Source organism: Alteromonas sp. RW2A1, assembly GCF_001886475.1.
In the GTDB taxonomy this organism is placed as follows: Bacteria; Pseudomonadota; Gammaproteobacteria; order Enterobacterales; family Alteromonadaceae; genus Alteromonas; species Alteromonas hispanica.
This window is the reverse complement of the sequence record NZ_CP018031.1, coordinates 1,528,483-1,549,614: the sequence shown is the minus strand read 5'-3', so window position 1 is coordinate 1,549,614 and position 21,132 is coordinate 1,528,483. Positions and strand designations below refer to the sequence as shown.

Here is a 21,132-nt window from a genome sequence, read left to right as displayed (position 1 = left end):
GATGAGTACTGTCAGAATGGTCACGCGTGGTCACAATTCGTGACCACTCGTGACCAAATCTAGATTTCACTCCCTTGTTCTTTGCCGTTAAAAGCCATGAGGTTTTCCTCCTATGGCTGTTTATATGCAACAAAGTCACTCAAGAACATTTCACTATTCTGCTTCGCACAACTACGCATTAAATTATGCAATGCCGATTTTTCATGAGGTTTTAGGAGAGCGGTATCGCGAAATAATGTGCTGTTTGTAGATATGCCGTATCCATTTGCCGAGCACTTAACACTGAATAACGTCACACACTGCTTATCCTGCATTTTTTAGAGTTTTTTTCACGTCATTGAAAAAGTTTGCACATTAAAAATATTAGTGAAATTGTTTAGATGAAAGGCAATAAATGCAGGTTACGAAATATCATAGTGTAGGTGTGGATTTTGTGAAAACTTAGTTCTAATGGATTCAAGGTGGGCAATCAGTAACAAGTCTCATCCTATTCAACTACTGGCTTTTTAGCCAAAAATATAGTGTGCTTACTTCCTTTTCCTTTGCGAGCTCTGGCAATACGCGTAGACACTTTGTAACCCGCATTTTTTAAGCGAACGGAAAACAAATAATCAGGCCCAGCTGACCATATAGCAAGCATGCCATTAGGTTTAAGCACCTCATAGATGTCTTCTAAACCCTCTGGCGAATAGATCCAGTTGTTATCGGAATGTGTTAAGCCTTCTGGGCCATTGTCTACATCGAGTAATATAGCGTCGTAGGTTGGCTCTCTTGTATTCAAAAGGTGTTTAACATCACCCACTACAACATTGGTTCTAGGATCTTGAAGTGGGTTTTTAGCACAGTTACCTAAGGGGCCTTTGTTCCATTCAACAACCTCAGGAATTAGCTCGGCAACGGTAACCTTAGAGCTTGGCGTCACTTCATTGAGTGCGGCTCTTAGTGTGTAGCCCATCCCCAAACCACCAACGAGAACGTGGGCGTTTGGTGTTGATTTAAGATGCGCGCAGCCCATTTGCGACAGCTCTTTTTCTGAATTGAATACACGGCTATTCATTAATTCACCACGAATTCCAGAAAGCCTAATGCTAAATTCCTGATCTCGCTGAGAAAAGGTTAGTTCACCACCATTGTTTGGAATTTTTGCTGTACCCAATTTAACCCATGGAACCATGTGAAGAATTGTCCTTTTAAACGCATTTTTTGCGTAAATTAATTGTCGGCGCGCAGAGTAGCACAGAAATAAGCAGGGTCAGATCCAAATTAACGCACTGGCATTCAAAATCACCTTCTGCGATTACAAAAAGCTCGCTATCTCACTAAGCGATTTCTTCTTTGTGGCGTGAACTGGAACCGTCGCATTCTTTGCAGGGTACCCAGCAATAATCAGCATGTATGCTCGTTCGTTATCAGGCCTACCACACACATTGGTTAAAAAGTTCATTGGCTTGGGTGTATGAGTGAGCGTGGCTAGCCCGGCATTGTGCAAAGCAGTAATTAGCATGCCAACAGCAATGCCGACAGACTCGTGAACGTAGTAATTCTGCTGTTTTTCTCCACCGTCAGTCTCTGAGAACTTTTGACTAAATACAGCAATTAGCCAAGGCGCTATTTCTAAGTAAGGCTTATCGGCGTTTGTGCCTAATGGCTTTAAGTCATCTAACCATTGCTGACCAGCGCGCCCCTCATAAAATCCGCGCTCATGAGCTTCGGCATGTTCACGTATTTTTTGCTTCACTGATGACGAGTTAATTGCAGCGAAATGCCAGGGCTGATGATTAGCGCCGCTTGGGGCAGTGCCAGCTGTTAATAAGCAGTTCTCGATAATGGCCTTATCTACAGGGCGATCGCTAAATTGGCGAATACTGTGTCTTCGCTGCATTGTTTTTAAGAAGTCAGCGCTTCGTAACACCATAGCTTGTTCTGAATATTCTATAAAATCGTGTAGAGGTAACTGGTCATGAGGTTGCATAAATTAATCCGATAGTATCCGTTGTTAGCTGTTGTTATTAAGATTTTGGCTAAATTGCTGGTTCTCATTGTTATCCATAGGGTAAATGGATAAGGCGTCTTTAGCAAAAGAGAAGGCTCTGCGTCGATATACGTCAATTTCTGACGCATAAATGGTGCATGCTCTGTAGGTACTTAAACGCTATTTATACCAATAACAATAACTAGAGTAAGGGGCTGAGCATGCACAACGTAGAGTCTAAAGAATTAAACATTCACGTCATTGGGGTTGGTGGTTGTGGAGGGAACGCCGTTACCAATATGGCGGATTTATGTAGCCAAACTAATATTCGATTTAGCTCTATCAATACCGACATATCTGCGCTACACCAATGTAAAAATCATGAAGTGCTTCTTATCGGCGAGTCAACCACAAAAGGGTATGGCGCTGGTGCCGATCCCGAGGTGGCCTACAACGCAGCTCAACAAAGTGAAGAAGCATTAAGAACCCTTATAGAAGACGATACCATTATTATCATCATTGCTGGGCTGGGCGGTGGTACAGGCAGCGGAGCAACACCTGTACTGTTAGACATCGCCAAGAAAAACCACATCGACGTGATGTGTTTTGTCACCTTGCCGTTTAAATCGGAAGGAAGTAAACGTCAAGAGATTGCGTTCAATGCACTAGAGGAGATAAAAGCAACGGCTAACGCCACGTTAGTGCTTTCAAATGATTCGCTAGTTTCCGCGCTAAATGAAACCGTTGGATTACTCTCGGCATTTCGTCATTGCGATACACAAATGCACCGAATTGTTGAAGCTATAATTACCATGCTTACCAATACTGGCTATATCAACGTTGACATAAACGACTTTAGTCACATTCTCTCGTTAGATGGCGATACTGCATTAGGGGTAGGAATAGCAGAGGAAAATAGCTCTCTTTGCAGTGCCGTAACTCATGCTTTAAATAACCCCCTTGTTAATGAGCAAAACATAGTGGGGGCTCAGGGTGTTATTGTTCAGCTTACCTGTAAAGAAGAGCCAAGCTTAGTGGCGTACGAAGAAATGCTGGCTACGCTTCAGGTACTTATAGACGATACTCGCACGTTAATCATTTCTGGGGTAACGGTAGCATCAGATTTACCTTATTTTGGTGAGGTGTTGATCATTGCTACGGGAATTCCCAGAAAAGAGCAGACTAAAAGGCTGGGTACTACGCAAAAAGAAAATGTGGTTCCTATGACACAACTGCTCAAAGCGTCTGGCGGTGGATTAGAAAAGGCGTATCTCGATATACCTACGTTTGTGCGCCTACAGGGGAGAGAGCAGGGCTAAGTTTTATGTGTTAATGGCAAGTACTATGTGTAGGTGTTATAGAGCTTTTTCGAGAGTTCGCAAAAGTAATCTCTCAGTTTTTGTGGAGCAATAATTTCAATGTTATCGCCCAAACCTCTTAAAAATGCTCTTAGTTTGTTGGTATCTTTTACTGTAGCAATAAGCAAAGATTTATCTTTGTGAGATGACTTGTTGATAGTTTGATCTTCAGAGAGCTTGTAACCATGAAGCAGAAAAAGAGAGTTGTTTTTTACCAATAACTTTAGCTGAACTTCTTCTTTGCTCGTAGCCGTTAAGAACTGAACATTTTCAAGCTCTCCAAATGTTTGTTGGCAATCATCATCGGTTACGGTCACATTTCTTATAAATTGTAGAGGCAATGCATAGCGCCTTTTATGCAAAGTTCCAAAGGTACAAACAAACAACTGCCTTCCGTCTTGTTTTACCAAGCCCATGGGGTTTACTCGGTCGTAGTGTTTCCAAACCGTTTCGTTACCACCACTGAATACGCGTTTTATATCCGCCGATATCTGTTTTTTGAAGAAGATGGCGCTTTTTATTTTTTCAAAACAAGATGCATCAATTTCTGGAGCAATGAGTGGTTGGGACACTTGAGAGTCTGCAACCGATTTTAACCAGTTAGTGAGCAGTGAATCGCTATCTTGCTGCAAAATTTGCGTCGCTTTATCAAAGTAGGGTTGCATTTCAGTTAGGGTAGAATTGGGCAGTGTAGCTCCAGATTGTTCTAACACTTTAAATGCTAGCGCGGTGTTTCCATCCATCAAGCTAAGGTTCAACTTTTTAAAGTTGGCGTTTATATACCAGCCATACGGCTTTGAGCGTTTATCAACCTCTAGTCCAAATAAACCCACGTTTTCAAGATTGACGAGATCTCGTTGAATAGTGCGCATATCGATATGATGATGTCCGCAATTTTGAAGATTCTCAAAAATTTGTCGGCTTGACACTTTCCTAGGGGCCGTAGGCACAAACTGCAAGATATCGAGTTTTCGTTGAAATGCGCTCATAATGAGAAAACAGGCTTTAAGGGTAACAATGACGATAGCATAGTTAGTATATGCGACAAAAACTGTCGCACTGGAATTTTAGCCTAGTGACATTCATTTTATCTGTCAGATAGTGAGTGTTGTGCCTGTCTTGATAGGTGCGTGCCAAGTCAGAAACCCTGTATTAAAGGTTCTTTACTCAAGCTAAGCGGGTAACTCATTGCATAAAAGTGATTGATTATGGTAACTTTCTAAAAAGTGATTATTTATAGTCACTTTTGAAGTAGGGGAAATTTAAGAATGTACTTTGGCTTCTCACTTTAGCTCCACACTGTAGCTCGACTATATAAAGTGAGAAAGGTATGAATTGTATCTGTATAAAAATACAGTTAATCTAAACTAAGAATATAAATTGATTCTACTTAACGTCTTTACTCACTTTCTTTCTTACTAAAAGCAAGGTGTGGAAAAGGCATTTAAAACGCGAAGAAGGACGATATGGAAAAGGCTCTGCAGAGCGCGGCAGTAATAACCGGTGATATTGCGAATTCACAGTCTTTAAGTGAGGCCGACTTTGCGCATGTATTGAAAGTACTCACCGCCACCCTTAAAGAGCAAACATCGCTTTATGAAGGGGAATTTGATGTGTTTCGCGGAGATGCTTTTCAGGCTGTTATTCCCTCACCACAACACGCTATGCAGGTGGCGGTTTGTATAAGGCTTGCGTTGAAAGCCTGCACACCCTCTATAAACGTTCGCATCAGCGTGGGGCTTGGTACCGTGAATTTTACTGGTGGTGAAGTTAAAACCGGCAATGGCGACGCATTCGTACGCTCTGGCAGGGCGCTGGATAATCTGAAATCGCAATATTTAGCGTTTACGAGTAACTCTGAAGCCCTTAACAAGCATGCATCATTATTAACTGCATTTTTAGACAGCCACATTACAAGTCTAACTCAAACCCAAGCAGAAACCTTATTAGCCTACATTAGCGCAGAAGATAAAGGGCATGAGCAGATAGCAGTTAAACTGGGTAAAACCCGCAGTAACGTTACCCGTATTTTAAATGCCAGCGAATATCACTTGGTAAGCGATTATCTTTCTTATATGGCTGCAGAAGTTAATGAGAATAGTCGCTGATGAGCGGGTATGCCGTATGGTATGCCACTAGGTATGCCACGAAATATGCTACGACGTATGCCACGAGAAACACCCATATTGAACAACATGCAACAGAAGAACGGTTTGCAGAAAATCTGCTAAAAAAGCCGCTGGGGTTAGCCGAATATAAAACGGATTTCTAAGAATGGAACACATTGGTATTTTAATCGGGCTATTGGTGGCTCACGTCATTGGCGATTTCTATCTTCAGCCTGCCAGCTGGGTAAACAGCCGAAATACTAAACACCTTCAATCGCCGGCACTGTATCTTCATGCTCTATTGCATGGCGTAGTGGCATTGCTGCTATTACTCGTAATATCGTTTGTGTCGTATAAGCAGGCAGGGCAGTTGCCAAGCAAAGGCAGTATTCAGCAACTCACATCTTTGTCGATTGGCATAGGCCCGCTATGTATAGTGGCAATTGCCGTGTTATTCAGCCATTTCATAATTGATGCAATAAAGTCTTACGCAGGTTCTTCCACACTCGCATTTGCAATAGATCAAGCAGCCCATGTCGCAGTTCTCGTATCATTGTGGGCGATGTTAACCAATCAGCTGGACGCTTTAATAATCAGAATTTTCACCATTAACCATAATCACTTAGCTGTGTTCTTAGCGTATTTAGTAATTTTACAGCCCACCTCTATATTTATTAAGCAGCTGCTGTCGCCGTGGACAAAACAACTTGATGAACTGAATAAGCCAAAAGAAGCAGAACACCTCGTTCAGCTTCCTATTCAAACAACATTAGCAATGGCTGGGCAACGTATTGGCTACTTAGAAAGGCTGCTTATGCTTACTTTTGTGCTTATGAACCAATTTGCCGCTATAGGTTTCTTAATTGCTGCGAAATCTATTTTTAGGTTTGGTAATTTAACAAAAAGTGAAGACAAAAAATTAACCGAATATGTATTGCTAGGAACATTTACAAGCGTTGCAATAACCATAGCAATAGGGCTTTTTACTCATTGGTATATCAGCACGCCCTAGTTAACTGTCAATTAGGTTGGATTTTAGTGCTGATTTAAAAAAACTGGATATATCAACAGTGGTTATCTACCATGTACCCCTATTTTTCACTTCTCTTTGCTAAAGCGTTTTAATGAAGTTATACATTGCAGAAAAACCTAGCTTAGGGCGTGCAATAGCAGATGCGTTGCCCAAACCTCACAAAAAACATCAAGGCTACATTGAAGTAGGAAATGGTGATGTCGTTACTTGGTGTATAGGGCATATTCTTGAACAAGCAGAGCCCGACAGCTACGATGAAAAATTCAAGAAGTGGCAGTTAGAACATTTACCTATCATTCCACAGCAATGGCAACTCAAGCCAAAATATAAAACAAAAAACCAGCTAGCGGTTATTCGCAAATTAGTTAAACAATGTCAGCAGATAGTGCATGCAGGCGACCCTGATCGTGAAGGGCAACTGCTTATTGACGAAGTTATCGATTTTTTAAACGTGGCGCAGCGAAAGCGCGATGCTATGCAGCGTTTGCTAGTAAGCGACTTAAACTTACCGGCAGTAAAGCGAGCATTAACGCAACTGAAGTCAAATAAACAATTTGTGCCCCTGTCAGTTTCAGCACTTGCTAGAAGCCGAGCCGACTGGTTATATGGTATTAACCTAACCCGGGCATATACTATTCAGGGCGGCAAAGTGGGCTACAAAGGTGTACTTTCCGTTGGTCGTGTTCAAACCCCAATTCTTGGCTTAGTAGTAACCAGAGACAAGGAAATTAAACACTTCGTCTCCAAGCCTTTTTACGAGGTGAACGCTCATGTTCAAGCCCCTAACAATCAACGATTTATTGCAAAGTGGCAACCAAGCGACGCATGTAGCGCCTACATGGATGATGAAGGGCGCGTTCTCTCTAAAGCACTTGCGGAAAATGTCGTAGCGAGAATAACCAATCAAGCTGCAAAAATTGCCGATATAAAAAAGCAGCAGAAAAAGCTTAACGCTCCTTTGCCTTACAACCTGTCGTCGCTTCAAATAGATGCAGCTAAGCGGTTTTCATTAAACGCAAAGCTAGTGCTTGATGTATGCCAGTCGCTGTATGAAAAACATAAACTCATCACGTATCCACGCTCTGATTGTCGATATTTACCAAACGAACAATTTGCTTTAGCGAAATCGATTATCAACACGCTTTCAAACGCGCAAATGCCTTTTTCTGAAGATGCTAAAAAAGCCGACGCATCAATAAAGTCTAAAGCGTGGAATAATGCAAAGGTAGGGGCTCACCATGCCATTATTCCAACTGAAAAGTCGCCAGCAAACTCGTCGTTAAGTAGTTTAGAAAAAAACGTTTATGGGCTTATTGTGCGCCAGTACCTAGCGCAGTTTTATCCGGCTTTTATTTATCAACACACTCACATTGAATTGACTATTGCTGGTGGCAAATTTAACGCAACCGCCAATGTGACTAAGCAATTAGGCTGGAAGAAACTATTTGAGAAAGGGCCCGCTGCTAATACAAACACAGGCGAACAAAACAGTTTTGAGACCGATACAGGAAAACAAAGCAACAACGAGGGCGCATTTGCCCAAGTATTATCCAACCTTAAAAAAACAGACCTGTTGCACTGTGAAAAAGGAGAGCTTCTAGAAAAGCTTACCCAGCCGCCAAAGCACTTTACCGACGCCACGCTGCTTGCTGCAATGACGGGCATTAACCGTTTCGTAAAAGACGCGACGCTTAAATCAATATTAAAAGACACAGATGGATTAGGTACCGAAGCCACTCGTGCCGGCATTATCGAGTTATTATTTAAACGAGGCTTTTTGCAGCGTCAGGGAAAAGCAATAGTGGCTACCCCCGCTGGCGTAGGGTTAATTGAGGCGCTTCCTGAAATATGCACAACCCCAGACATGACAGCGAAGTGGGAGGCCACGTTAAATAGTATTGCCGAACAGCAAGCCAACTATAAAAGCTTTATGCAGCCGCTAGAAAGCACACTAAACAGCCTTATTAGCGCAGCATCATCATCTTTGCCTACCTCACTTAAAGGGGTGAAAGCAGCGGGAAAGCCTGCCTACAAAAAGCGAAAACGAACTAAGAAGGCTGAAGTTGGAAGCAAAAATAGAGGACAGGCGAAATAGGCAAACTATCACAGGCTGTTGAAACGCTCGAATAGGTCTGACATAACAAGACTTTACCGCACATTCGTGATAATACTATCTTCACTATTTTGCACTCTTCATTTGGGTAGATAAAAATGAAATCCCGGCTAATAAAAATAATAAGTTTCTTAATTGTGCTGGTTGTTGTTCTTGGTGTAGGCCTTTATGTGAATACGCTAATGAGTTTTAAAGACAGCCAACTAGTTGTAGATAGCCCGTTGCCAGAGGCGCCCATCGATAGAGAATCCGCTGTAGCAAGGTTCGCTAAATCTATTCAGTTTAAGACGGTCTCTTATGACGACCCATCTCGCCTTAATGCAGAGGCCTTTTTGGGGTTACACAAGCACATTCAAAACAGTTTTCCCTTAATTCATGAGAAAGCAGAGCATTACACAATTAGTGAGTACAGCCTTGTTTATCATTTAAAAGGTAGCGATGCTTCGCTGCAGCCTGTGCTTTTTATGGGGCATACAGACGTGGTGCCGGTAGATGAAGGCACCGCTGAGCAATGGGAGCAGCAGCCATTTAGTGGCGCCGTAGTCGATGATACGGTTTGGGGACGAGGCACCATTGATGACAAGGTAACAGTAATGGCGTTGCTTGAAGCCATGGAAACGCACTTAAAAAATGGTTTTGCACCTAAGCGCAGTATTTACTTTGCGTTCGGTCACGATGAGGAAATAGGCGGCAAACAGGGAGCTGCAAAAATTGCGGAGCACTTTAAACAGCAAGGGTTAAGCTTTGAGTTTGTTCTTGATGAGGGTGGCGCTATAACTCAAGGCGTAATGACAGGCATAGAGCAACCCGTTGCCATTATCGGTGTTGCCGAAAAAGGGTTCGTTAATTTACGGTTGACCGTATCGTCTGAGGGGGGCCATTCTTCTCAACCGCCAAACCATACAGCGGCAGGAATTCTAAGCCAGGCTATCGTCAATATAGAGAATAATCAGTTCGACACCGATTTATCTCACAGTTACAACACCTTTTCTCATGTGGCGGCTTATGCGCCTTTTTCACTTCAGCTTCCTATGGCAAACCTTTGGCTGTTCTCGCCAATTGTAGAGCAAACGATGCTGGCATCGCCAAGCAGTGCTGCGGGCATTCGCACCTCTATAGCGGCTACAATGCTAGAGGGCAGCAGTAAGTCTAATATATTACCAACAGTAGCGAGTGCCGTAGTGAATGTGCGTATTTTACCTGGCGACACTATTGCTAGTGTTAAACAGCACATTACTGAGGCAATAAACGAGCCTCGCGTAAAAGTTGAAACTTTTATGGAAAACGAGCCTTCTCAAGTGTCACCTACAGACAGTTTGGGGTATCGCTTGATTGAGACCAACATTCGCCGTATGGATGACAGTATTTTAGTTGCCCCTTACTTGGTAATGGGAGGCACAGACTCTAAGCACTTTTATGAGCTATCAGACAACGTGTATAGATTTATGATGGTGAGACTGGACAAGCAAAGCTTAAAACGTTTCCATGGCGTGAATGAGCAGCTTGCGGTTGATGATTATATAAAAGCGGTAAGTTATTTTTACAGTATGATTGAAGACGCCGGTAGTAAGTAACTCAAGCCGGCGTGCTAACGATATTGGCTGAAAAAGTGCCTAAAACTCATATCTGCTACTTTAAGTACGCATTCAAGGTGCCGAGTATTCTCGCGAGTGACTCATCATCGAGGCAGAATATAACCCGCATGCTAAATGACGATATCGTAATTAAAAACTGCACTTCCATTGCTAAGCTATGCTGCCATGGAAGGCCGTCAAAACTGGCTTTATCAGGCTGAAAAAGTAAAGGCATGTTGAGGTTTGTGGTTAGCTTAAGTTGCTCCGAAAGTCCTGAAAGACAAGCCCCTGCAAGAATATTAGAAAGTTCTAAAATAATTTCTTGAATATCCTCCTCGCTTAATGGCTGGTCATAATCCATCAGCGCGCCAATTTCAGAGAGGCCAGAATAGGAAATGATCGATATTACCTCGCCGTGAATGTCGCGCATAAACGATTGTCGAGTGTAAGAGAGGTCGCCGGTTTCAAACAGCAAGTCGTACAGCTGATTTGGGGTTACGGCAGAAATTTCTGGAATGGAAATATCAATTCTTGTATCTAGCATAACCGCTAGAGAGTTAGCGGCCTGGCCCATTGAGATGTTCAATAGCTCTTGGAGTACATCCCTTTGCTCTTCATTCAACTGTGATGACGTGTTCATAAATACCCTAACTCAGTGAGAACGTTCACCAAATCTTCTTTTTTGAGTGGTTTTCGAAGAAAGTATTTAGCCCCAAGCTCCTTTACCACCCTTTGTTTCTCTGGTTGAAAGTCAGCACTTATTACCACCACATTCGGCATTTCTGGTAGTGTTTGAAGTCGCTCGAGAACGTCAATACCATCGAGTTTCGGCATTGTAAGATCAAGTAAAACAAGGCTGTATGTGTTATCTGCAAGCAAACTTACTGCTTCTTGCCCGTTTGTCACTTCAGTTACCGCAAAATCGACCTCTAAAGGAAGTGAGCGAACAACGTTTCGTCTTGCTAGTTTAGAGTCATCGGCAATTAGTACAGATAACGACATGTAAATCCTCCGTGAGCAGGGAAAATACCTCTTCAATACATTTTATTCTGTTGAAGAAACTTTGTACATCATAATGCGACATATATGACATTTAAGTATATTAAACTTTAAATTAATACAAAAGTGGATACAACTTTAGTTTTAGTCACTTTTAACCTAGACGCGATTTAGCGAAATCGCAATTTATGCTCGGGCTAAAAATACGATTTAGTGGGGTTAAATTCTACTTTAAAATTCGACAGCGCCCGCATCATCAATACGCTCTAATCTTAATCTCAAGCTTCTCGTATCACGTAACATAATGGCTATGTTCTGCTAAATTGTTGCTATACTGTATATGAATACAGTTATTGAGGGTTGATCATGATCCCAGCACAATTTACAAAGCTTATAGCCGAGTTATGTTGCAACGGGATATGTGTTTAGCAATTACGCTAAATAACTATGTGCATGAGCCGTATACGAGGCCCGTATGTACGGTTCTGTGAGAGGGATGAGGCGCAAGCCTCACCCTACTCGATATACATTAGCTTTTTAGTAGCGGAAAGCTTCCCACTGCAATTTCGCGCAGCCTACTGTTTCAATTGCCATTGCTTATACCACAGCGCTATAGCGGCCCGTTCTTGCTCGGTCATACCGGTTTTATTCATAAAGGGCATATCTTTTGTTACCGAGGTACGCCGTACAATTTGAGGTGCGTAGCGCTCAATGTCTTGCCACGAGTCTAGAACCACACCCATTGGCGCAACTTTGAAGATATCATCCGTTGGGTTTCGGGAGTGGCAGCTCACACAATGTTTTTCTATTAACCCCTCGACTTGAGTATTACTGATAAGCGTTTTTGTACCTACGGCTACAGTATCACCCACACCTAAATCCACACCTTTTTCACCTTTGCTTGCATCGGCAGCGGTCGCATTTAAATTATCAGAGTGAGAGCCAGAGTTAGAGTCAGAGTGAGGAAGGACTTGGGAGAGTGTCGGGCTTTCTAGCGCGGCCGAACTTTGCGGCCAAGACACCCATAATGATATGGCCAGCATAGCGATTGCCCCAGAAACTAAAATACCGGGTTGTGTTTGGCCTTTGTGACGCAAATTGAAGAAGTGTCGAATCCACGCCGCAGCAGCCATAATGGCAATAAGTACCAAATAATTTTGAGGGTGTTGATACGTCATGGGGTAATGATTTGAAATCATGATAAAAAGAAGGGGGAGCGTAAAATAATTGTTGTGCAATGAACGAAGCTTGGCACTAGCGCCCCATTGTGGGTCTATGGATTGTTTAGCTGCCACCGCCGCCACCATTTTACGTTGATTGGGCATGATATTTAAAAAGACATTCCCAGCCATAATGGTGCCTATTAATGCACCTACATGGATAAATGCACCGCGCCCACTAAACCATTGCGTCGCAAAAAACGTGACCGCACAAATAAGCGCAATTAAGCAAATGCCAAAAGCGACTGGATAGTTTGCAAGTCGGCTTCTACAAGCAATTTCGTAAAGCGCTAACCCGCCAAAAATGAGGGCTAAACCTAACCCGATAGCCATATTAGGAGAAATAGCGTTTACGGATGGGTCTATCAGGTAGGCAGATGCGCCAAAATAGTAAACGATAATCAGTAGTGCAAAGCCCGAAAGCCACGTTGTATAAGCTTCCCACTTAAACCAATGAAGCGTTGTCGGCATCTGTTCAGGCCCATAGGCATATTTAGCCACCTCGTAGAAGCCGCCGCCATGAATGGCCCAAAGATCCCCTTTTATGCCTTTATCAACCTTCCACTGCGGGGGGGCTTTAAGGTTATTATCGAGCCAGATAAAATAAAACGAAGCACCAATCCAGGCGACTCCCGCAATAACGTGAAACCATCTAACAAACAAACTGAACCAGTCAAGCCATGGCATCTAAATTCTCCTTTTTGGAATAACAGCATTGGCCGCTAATCCATGTTTCTTCAATCATACGATCATCGCCTAAAATACTGAGCGCAAAAAAGACGTCTTTAAACAGAGCATCCTTATCGATACGCAGCGCAGTAAGCTCATCAAACCTGGGTTCAACAACGATGAAATCGGCAGCGGTGCCCGGGTTGAGGTTACCAATTTCGTCATCTAACTTGTGGGCCGCTGCCGCGCCTTGAGTCATTAGATAAAAGCCTTCGAGAGGGCTAATAGGAGCGTTGCGCAGTTGACTGACTTTGTAAGCATCACCATAGGTTTTAAACATGTTGAATGTTGTTCCAGCGCCTACATCGGTGGCAAGCGCAACGTGAACATTACTCGCTCTAGCCTGTTCCATATTAAACAAACCACTGCCTAAAAATAAATTTGATGTAGGGCAGAAAGCAATGGTGGCCCTCGCTTCGCCTAATCGCTCCCATTCTTCTTGGTTAAGGTGAATTCCGTGCCCAAATACAGCGCGCTCGCGAACGAGGTTGTACTTATCATAAACATCCAGATAGCCATTAGCGCTCGGAAATAGAGATTTAACCCACGCAATTTCATCATGGTTTTCCGACAAATGAGTCTGAATAAACACATCAGTATATTGACTCGCTAATTCGCCAATAGCGCCAAGCTGTGCATCACTGCTCGTTGGTGCGAAGCGTGGAGTAAGTGCATATTTGTTGCGCCCTTTGTTGTGCCACTCATCAATTAAATCAGCGCTTTCTCGCTGGGCCAATGCTGGCGTATCTTGTAAGTTTGACGGGCAGTGCCTGTCCATACACACTTTGCCTGCAACAATAGCCATATTGATGTCACTTGCGGCGCGGAACAGGGCCTGGCTACTCGACGCATGCACAGTGGTAAATACAAAACCGGTAGTGGTTCCATTTTTAAGAAGCTGGTTTAAAAATACTTTGGCTATATGAGCGGCATGCGCTTCATCCTCAAACGCCATCTCTGCAGGAAACGTATAGTTCTCTAGCCAGCTAAGCAGTTGGTCACCGTAATTAGCGATACTTTGAGTTTGAGGGTAGTGTAGATGACTGTCTATTAAACCCGGTAATATCCATTTGCCCGAATAATCTTTTATTACAGCATCGGGATAGCGCGTGTGCATTGACGAATAGTCACCCACGTCTTGAATGGTGTTGGCCTTAACTATTAATGCACCGTCAGTGAAAATCTCAACCTTCTCATCGAAATTCAATGTTGTAGTAGGGAAGTGTGCAATGCTTGCACGCAATAGCTGTGTTGCTTCTGCGTGCTTATTTTTTAATAGCATAAACGTTAGCTGCCCCTGTAGCTGCTGAAGCCAAAGGGCGATATAAGCAGCGGTACGTGGTAGTGGCCGCCGTTTTCCTCAAGCTCAAACGCAATATCAATATGAGGATAAAAGCTTTTGCTATGGTTATTTAAAAGGTATTCCTGGCAGTGAAAACGCAGGGTGTAAGTACCGGCTTCAAACCCCTTTGCTGAGTTTTCTGCCCAGCCGTTAAATCTGCCATCGTCGTTAGTTATTCCTTCAGCAGTGCTTCCGTCGGGATAAGTAAGCGTAAGCGCTATGCCTTTTGCAGGCCTTCCGTTTGTGGTATCGAGTACATGACTTGATAATGTGTTCATATTCGTGTCCTTAATATTGCGGCTAAAACAAAAATTTAACGCCACAACTTTCGATAATCTGTGATTCAAGTTGATAAAAAAGCGTTACGCTTGCATTTATAAAACAGTGATATAAGCACCTAATTACGAAAGCGCTTTGCGCAACCTTAACAGCGTGATTTTTAGCTGCTCACCCGCAGCAATTTTTATCTCTTCATCAGTGTTATTAACGATGCGAGATTGAAGTGCTGACAGCATGGTTTCTGCTGATAACCCTGTTGCACAAATGATAAAAATAAACTTATGCTTTAAAAGATATGCCATATTCATTTCGTGCAATTGCTTGAGAGTTTCCTCAGAAGCTTTTGACGTACCCGATTGCTCACCCGCTGCTATCGCCTTAGTATTGGCAAATTTTTCTCGTAAAGAATCTACATTGCCAATCATAGGGTGGGCTTTGAAGGCCTCTAAAATGTCTTCGTTTGTGCAGGTTTCCCAAACGTTTTCGGCTTCTTGTTCCAACGCTTCTAGGCTGGTGTAAGGGCGTGCGACTACCATTCCCTCTATCCAAGCCTGAGAGGCGCAGCACTGCTCAAACCACTGGGCAGCCATTTGAGCATCTAAATAGTTTAATTCATCAAGTGTCATGTTTTACTCGTCGTCATGCTTTACTCTGTTATCCTGGCGCTCACACCTTTCATCTTGAGATGGAGGTTTTTTATCTACTGGAATCGTCTTATTGTGCAGCATAGTAATGAGTTGCGCGCTAATAGAAACCGCCACCTCAATGGGCTGTTTGCCAGGTATTGTGGGGCTGCCTATTGGCGTGTGTAATCTTGCAAGCGCAGAATCGTCAAACCCACGATGAGTGAGCTTAGTGACAAATCGCTTCGCCTTGGTTTCAGAGCCGATTAAGCCAACAAAGGGCAGTGAGGCAAATTTAAGCGCCTGTTCGGTAATTCGAAAATCTAACTGGTGGTCGTGAGTAAGAATAACTAGCCAGCTACCCGGCGGCAATTGGCTCACCTCAGAATCTGGCTCTTCTTCTACAATCACCTTTACATTGTTCGGTACATCAGTGGGGAAAAGTGCTTCACGAGCGTCTATCCAGCTAATATTCACCGGCAGTTGCGCAATAATCGGGATCAGTGCTTTAGCGACATGACCTGCACCAAATACAGCAACATGCTGCTGGTGCACATTACACACATCGAATAATACCTTCACCGCGCCTCCACAGCATTGCCCTAACTTACTGCTTAACGGGTAGCTACAAAGTTCTGTATGCGGCTTTCCAGCAACAAGTAGCTCTCTTGCAGTGTGTATCGCGTGATGCTCTAAATGGCCGCCGCCGATAGTGTCGATACTTTCACAAGCGGTTACCACCATTTTACTGCCGCTTTCTCTCGGCGCAGAGCCTGCGACACTTACTACAGTAACTAATACATAGGCCTGGTTGCTTTGTTGGCAGTGTGCAATGCCCTCATGCCAAGTTTTTGAGCGCCATGACGGAGTATTCATGACACCTCCGGAGCCGAAAAAGCGTCGCCGTATTTCGAGTGTGACGTTCTTGTTTCTGCTTCTGTGTGCATGGCCTCAGTGGTAGCAACAACTGCATTCAGCACTCTTTCCGGCGTGGCTGGCGTGTCCAGTTGCGGATCAATAGCGTAATTCGACAGACTTGAAATAGCGTCTTTTAGCGCGCACCACACAGATATTGCAAGCATAAACGGTGGCTCTCCTACTGCTTTGGAATGGTAAATACTGTCTTCGGCATTTTCCTTTCCAAACAGCTCAACATTAAAGTTAACGGGGGTGTCGCCAATGGCTGGGATCTTATAGGTAGCCATATTCTCACTGATCAGTTTGCCGCTATCATTCCATTTTAGGTCTTCGGTAGTTAGCCAGCCCATTCCCTGAATAAACGCCCCTTCAATTTGGCCAATATCTATAGCGGGGTTAAGGCTGTTACCAACATCGTGAATAATATCAACGCTATCAACCTTGTATTCACCAGTAAGGGTATCAATAGAGACTTCTGACATAGACACGCCATAAGCGAAGTAGAAAAACGGACGGCCTTCCCCCGTTTCGCGGTTATATGCGAGTTTCGGGGTTTTATAATAGCCGCTGGTAGACAGCGAGATACGCTCAAAATAGGCTGCTTGAACAAGTTCAGAGAACGCCATACTCTCGTCGTTTAAGCGCACAAGGCCATCGGTGAAGGTAACGTGATTTGCCAGCTCAGGTTTCCCAATTTTCGTGGCAAAGCAGGAAGCTAAACGAGCTTTCAATATAATACAGGCATTTTGTACCGCTTTGCCGTTCATATCTGTACCGCTTGACGCCGCGGTAGGCGAGGTGTTCGGCACTTTGTCGGTGCGCGTCGAGGTGACCTCAATCATTGATAAGTCTACCCCAAACTCGTTTGCTGCAATTTGGCCTATTTTCGTGTGTAGGCCTTGCCCCATTTCGGTTCCACCGTGGTTAACCTGAATGCTACCGTCGGTATAGATATGCACCAAAGCGCCAGCTTGATTAAGGTGCTTAGAGGTAAATGAAATGCCAAACTTTACGGGAGTCAACGCCAGTCCTTTTTTAATAATAGGGCTGGTTTGGTTAAATGCTTTTATCGATTCTCGGCGTTGCCAATACTGGGCTTTTGTCTCAAGGGCTTCAATCATGTCTGGAAGTAAGTTGTGCTCTACCTCCATCCCGTAAGGTGTTTTTGTGCCAGTGGTTTTACCGTAAAGATTACGCTTTCTAACCGTTAAGGGATCTAACCCAGTATAACGCGCAATTTTATCAATCATAGCTTCTGCCATAATCATTCCCTGAGGGCCGCCGAAGCCTCTGTACGCGGTATGAGAAACCATGTTGGTTTGCAAGCGATGACCAACAATATCGCTGTCACCTAAAAAGTATCCGTTGTCCGCATGAAACATGGCTCTGTCTACAATAGCATCAGAAAGATCGGGTGAATGCCCACAAATACCATTAATTTCCATGCGAGTAGCGGTGATCTTGCCTTCAGCGTTAAAGGCCACATCAAAGGCATTACTGAAAGGATGGCGTTTTCCCGTTACGTGCATGTCGACAAAGCGGGGAAGTCGCAACTTCACCGCTTGTTGGTTTCTATGCGCAAGTAATGCAGCGATACAGGCCCATTGGGCTGCTTGCGTTTCTTTACCCCCAAAACCACCGCCCATTCGTCGCATGTCTACCAACACACGGTGTAAGCGCACATTTAATACCTCGGCCACCAACTTTTGTACTTCACTTGGGTGTTGGCTAGAGGTGTAGATATTCATTCGATCTTCTTCATCAGGTACAGCTAAACTTACCTGACCTTCAAGATACATATGTTCTTGCCCACCAATATTAAGTGAACCGCTTACCTTGTGCTCGGCGTTTTCAAGCTGGGTATCTGCGTCACCTTGTCCAAAGCGATGCATTGGTCTTACGAAAGCTTGTTGTTCATGTGCTTGCTTCGGCGTAAGGATAGCGTCTTCGCACTCAACTTCTATTTGGCCTTTAAGTGCGGCCTGTCGTGCTAAATGCGCTGATGATGCAAGAACGGCAAATACGGGTTGCCCAAAAAACTTTATTTCGCCGTCAGCAAGTAGTGGATCGCCTTTGAATACTGGCCCTATATCTTTGTGACCGGGCACATCATCAATAGTCACAACGTCAATGACGCCCTCACTGGCACACACAGCATCAAGATTAATTGCAAAAATGCGACCTCGCGCGCAGTCGCTAAGACCTACTGCTGCATGCAGTGTGCCTTGAGGCTCAGTTATATCGTCAACATAATTCGCAGCGCCTTGCACTTGGCGAATCGCGCTTTCATGTTTTTCAGAAGTGTGAACGCGCCCGGTAGATTTGTCTTGTGAAGATGGGGTTATGAGTTTACGCATGATTCACCACTCGTGTCGCGATGGTATTGTCTGTTTGATGTTCAAGCCAAAAGCGATGCCATAAATTGGCTAGAACCGTATTTCTATAGGCTGCTGTTGCTCGCACATCGTCAATAGGGGAAAAGGCTGTCGACAGTATTTTCTTGCCAGTTTCTAAACAGCCCTTGCTTGCAAAAGGTTCTCCAACAAGCCCGTCATTTAATGCCTGACAGCCTTGTGGTGTAGCCGCCACGCCACCGAAACCAGCACTTATTTTTTCAATAATTCCATCGCTAATGGTGACATTAAATACAGCACACACTGCAGAAATATCGTCCTCCGCGCGCTTAGATATTTTGTAAGCGGCAAGGCGTTGATTATCTGACAGAAACGGAATTTCGATATGGCTTATCCACTCGCCGGTATTAAGTGCGGTCTGTCTGTAGCCAACAAAAAACTCTGTGATAGGGATTCGACGTTTGTCTGCGCCATTATCTGCAATAACTACTGCATTAAGGGCTATTAAAGCAGGCGGCATATCGCCAATGGGCGAGGCGTTGGCAACGTTGCCCCCCATAGTTGCTTGATTTCTTATGGGAAGTGACGCAAAACGGGTAATCAATTCTGCCAGCTGTGGAAAGTGGGCTAACAGCTTAGGTGTGATATCCATAAACGGGTTAGCTGCACCAATAACGAGAGAATGCTGTGTTTCGGTGCAGCCTTTTAGCTCGTTAATATGAGACAAGCTTATAAGCTTATCGATATTTTTTAGCTGTTGAGTAAAACTTAGGCTTAAATCTGTACTGCCCGCCACAAGCTTAGCTTCTGGGTTTTCCCGAATGGCTTGAGCAAGCTCAACTCGGTTTTGCGGCATTAAGAGACTGGTGGTGCCTATCTCACTATCATCATTTAAGTCTTTCAATAACTCTAAGGTGCGTGACGCATTTTGTGTAAAGTGATCGTCAGCAGGCTGTTCACAGGCGGCCAGAGTGGCGTCGATAATGGGGCGATAGCCTGTGCAACGACACAAATTCCCAGATAATGCATAAAGCACATCATCTCTATTTGGCGCGCTGTTGGTGTGATAAAGCGCAAACATCGACATAATGAAGCCCGGAGTGCAAAAACCACATTGAGAGCCGTGGTTGTCTACAAGCGCTTGCTGAACAGGGTGAAGCTTTTTACCTGAACTTAAATGTTCAACCAAAATTAATTGCTTGCCGTGAACGGCGCTCATTACAGTGATGCAGCTATTAACCGTTCTGTAATGCAGCGACGTGTAATCAGCGTTAGGCTCAGCAATTACAACGGTACACGCACCGCAGTCGCCGGCAGCGCAGCCCTCTTTTGTTCCTGTCTGCTTTTTGTATTCACGTATGTATTGAAGAAGAGTGAGATCGGCCCTCGCATTATCTATTTCAACGTGCTCTTGATTAATGAGGAAGCGAATCATATACACACCCTTTCGTTTTTTTCATTTTGATATCCGCTAATATAGCTGGATTTTGAATATAAAAGTAGACCATGTGGTCAATTTTTTGCTTATAAAAAAAGCCAGTAGGTTACATGGCTGTTTTTTTGCGTTCTTAAACTCAGTTACTTATCTAAGATAAGCAACATTCATGCAAATTTGACAGCAATGGCAAAGGCTTTAGGAAAAAGCATATATTTTCCGAGCGCAGAAAAATTCATGCTAACGTAAATGGCCTAAAAAAGAGTTTGCGCGTCACACTGGATTGGCACTAGAGTAGTGGCACATTTTGCAGGTTAACCGTGTGATAGCTGCGTTGTAACAGTGTTGTAAGCGAATATAAGAGAGCGTCTTACACGAATGCATTTAAAAGTTTATGCATATTATGATGTAAAGGAACGAACAAAAAATGATAAAGGCAAGAGGCTCCGAAATTGGTGTCGGGGCTGCAAATAGACGAAAAATAATTCAGGCTGCGGAAAAATGCTTTGCCCAATTTGGACTCAAAGGTACGGCAGTACAAAAAATAGCCGACGAGGCGGGCCTTCCGAAAACTAACGTACTCTACTATTTCAAATCGAAGCAAGAGCTTTATGTCGCGGTATTAGAAGAAACTCTATCGCTGTGGAACTCTCATTTTGATAAAGCAACGGTGGCTGATGATCCAGCTGATGTGCTAGCAACATATATCGCTGAAAAAATGGAAGTGTCTCGCATTCACCCTTTAGCATCTAAAATATTTGCGATGGAAATTATCAACGGTGCGCAAAATTTAAGTGGCTATTTTGATGAAGAGCACGGCCGCTGGATGGCTGGACGCGTTGCGCTGATCAACGCATGGATAAGTGAAGGTAAACTGCAGCCACTTAACCCTGAGTATCTACTTTATACTATTTGGGCAAGCACCCAGCACTATGCCGATTTCTCCGCTCAAATCACTCGCCTGCGCGGTAAAAAAATGACCAAGGCAGACTTTGAAGAAGCGACAAAAGAAGTTGTTAAGCTTGTATTGGGCGGCTGTGGTTTAGCGGTGCCATCGCAATTTATGGAGTAGGGA

Annotated in this window: 18 protein-coding genes; 6 read left to right on the top strand and 12 right to left on the bottom strand. The window is 43.8% G+C overall.

Features of this window, described 5'->3' with window-relative positions:
* Positions 1–487: 487 nt before the first annotated feature.
* Positions 488–1,174: a spermidine synthase gene (locus BM528_RS06925; RefSeq protein ID WP_071979261.1), complete on the bottom strand. Its 687-nt coding sequence runs from the start codon at positions 1,172–1,174 to the stop codon at positions 488–490.
* Between the two features lie 123 nt (positions 1,175–1,297).
* On the bottom strand, positions 1,298–1,972 hold the full coding sequence (locus tag BM528_RS06920; RefSeq protein ID WP_071979260.1) for a nitroreductase family protein: 675 nt from the start codon (positions 1,970–1,972) through the stop codon (positions 1,298–1,300).
* A 221-nt stretch (positions 1,973–2,193) separates the two neighbouring features.
* Here BM528_RS06920 and BM528_RS06915 point away from each other — a divergent pair, with 221 nt between their 5' ends.
* On the top strand, positions 2,194–3,291 hold the full coding sequence (locus BM528_RS06915) for a cell division protein FtsZ (protein ID WP_071979259.1): 1,098 nt from the start codon (positions 2,194–2,196) through the stop codon (positions 3,289–3,291).
* 23 nt (positions 3,292–3,314) lie between these two features.
* On the opposite strand, the gene BM528_RS06910 is transcribed toward BM528_RS06915, so the two are convergent.
* Positions 3,315–4,319 (bottom strand): helix-turn-helix transcriptional regulator, encoded by a 1,005-nt coding sequence (locus BM528_RS06910; RefSeq protein ID WP_071979258.1) that lies wholly within the window; start codon positions 4,317–4,319, stop codon positions 3,315–3,317.
* A gap of 477 nt (positions 4,320–4,796) precedes the next feature.
* Between BM528_RS06910 and BM528_RS06905 the strand changes: the two genes are divergently transcribed.
* The 4 genes from BM528_RS06905 (at position 4,797) to BM528_RS06890 (ending at position 10,158) form a co-directional block, all read left to right on the top strand.
* Entirely contained in the window at positions 4,797–5,438 is a 642-nt protein-coding gene (locus BM528_RS06905) for a hypothetical protein (RefSeq protein ID WP_071979257.1), read from the top strand.
* Between the two features lie 166 nt (positions 5,439–5,604).
* On the top strand, positions 5,605–6,450 hold the full coding sequence (locus BM528_RS06900; protein ID WP_071979256.1) for a DUF3307 domain-containing protein: 846 nt from the start codon (positions 5,605–5,607) through the stop codon (positions 6,448–6,450).
* A gap of 112 nt (positions 6,451–6,562) precedes the next feature.
* Positions 6,563–8,566 (top strand): DNA topoisomerase III, encoded by a 2,004-nt coding sequence (locus BM528_RS06895; RefSeq protein WP_071979255.1) that lies wholly within the window; start codon positions 6,563–6,565, stop codon positions 8,564–8,566.
* Between the two features lie 116 nt (positions 8,567–8,682).
* Positions 8,683–10,158: a M20 family peptidase gene (locus tag BM528_RS06890; RefSeq protein ID WP_071979254.1), complete on the top strand. Its 1,476-nt coding sequence runs from the start codon at positions 8,683–8,685 to the stop codon at positions 10,156–10,158.
* 55 nt (positions 10,159–10,213) lie between these two features.
* Here BM528_RS06890 and BM528_RS06885 read toward each other — a convergent pair whose 3' ends face one another.
* The 9 genes from BM528_RS06885 to xdhA all read right to left on the bottom strand — a co-directional run bounded on the left by BM528_RS06885 (position 10,214) and on the right by xdhA (position 20,057).
* A complete protein-coding gene (locus tag BM528_RS06885; protein WP_071979253.1) occupies positions 10,214–10,798 on the bottom strand; it encodes a chemotaxis protein CheC in 585 nt (194 codons plus the stop codon).
* The gene (locus tag BM528_RS06880) at positions 10,795–11,160 is read right to left on the bottom strand and encodes a response regulator (protein WP_071979252.1); all 366 of its coding nucleotides are present in this window, start codon (positions 11,158–11,160) and stop codon (positions 10,795–10,797) included. Before BM528_RS06880 ends, BM528_RS06885 begins: the two co-directional genes overlap by 4 nt.
* A 572-nt stretch (positions 11,161–11,732) precedes the next feature.
* Entirely contained in the window at positions 11,733–13,064 is a 1,332-nt protein-coding gene (locus BM528_RS06875; RefSeq protein WP_071979251.1) for a urate hydroxylase PuuD, read from the bottom strand.
* Entirely contained in the window at positions 13,051–14,388 is a 1,338-nt protein-coding gene (gene guaD / locus BM528_RS06870) for a guanine deaminase (protein WP_071979250.1), read from the bottom strand. Before guaD ends, BM528_RS06875 begins: the two co-directional genes overlap by 14 nt.
* 5 nt (positions 14,389–14,393) lie before the next feature.
* Positions 14,394–14,726, bottom strand: a complete 333-nt coding sequence (gene uraH / locus BM528_RS06865; protein ID WP_071979249.1) for a hydroxyisourate hydrolase — start codon at positions 14,724–14,726, stop codon at positions 14,394–14,396.
* Between the two features lie 123 nt (positions 14,727–14,849).
* The gene (gene uraD, locus BM528_RS06860) at positions 14,850–15,353 is read right to left on the bottom strand and encodes a 2-oxo-4-hydroxy-4-carboxy-5-ureidoimidazoline decarboxylase (protein WP_071979248.1); all 504 of its coding nucleotides are present in this window, start codon (positions 15,351–15,353) and stop codon (positions 14,850–14,852) included.
* 3 nt (positions 15,354–15,356) lie between these two features.
* Complete coding sequence (xdhC, locus tag BM528_RS06855; RefSeq protein WP_071979247.1) at positions 15,357–16,226, bottom strand: xanthine dehydrogenase accessory protein XdhC; 870 nt, start codon at positions 16,224–16,226, stop codon at positions 15,357–15,359.
* Positions 16,223–18,625, bottom strand: a complete 2,403-nt coding sequence (xdhB, locus tag BM528_RS06850) for a xanthine dehydrogenase molybdopterin binding subunit (RefSeq protein WP_083595227.1) — start codon at positions 18,623–18,625, stop codon at positions 16,223–16,225. Before xdhB ends, xdhC begins: the two co-directional genes overlap by 4 nt.
* Complete coding sequence (xdhA, locus tag BM528_RS06845) at positions 18,618–20,057, bottom strand: xanthine dehydrogenase small subunit (RefSeq protein ID WP_071979246.1); 1,440 nt, start codon at positions 20,055–20,057, stop codon at positions 18,618–18,620. Before xdhA ends, xdhB begins: the two co-directional genes overlap by 8 nt.
* A 427-nt stretch (positions 20,058–20,484) precedes the next feature.
* Between xdhA and BM528_RS06840 the strand changes: the two genes are divergently transcribed.
* Entirely contained in the window at positions 20,485–21,129 is a 645-nt protein-coding gene (locus tag BM528_RS06840) for a TetR family transcriptional regulator C-terminal domain-containing protein (RefSeq protein WP_071979245.1), read from the top strand.
* Positions 21,130–21,132 lie beyond the last annotated feature (3 nt).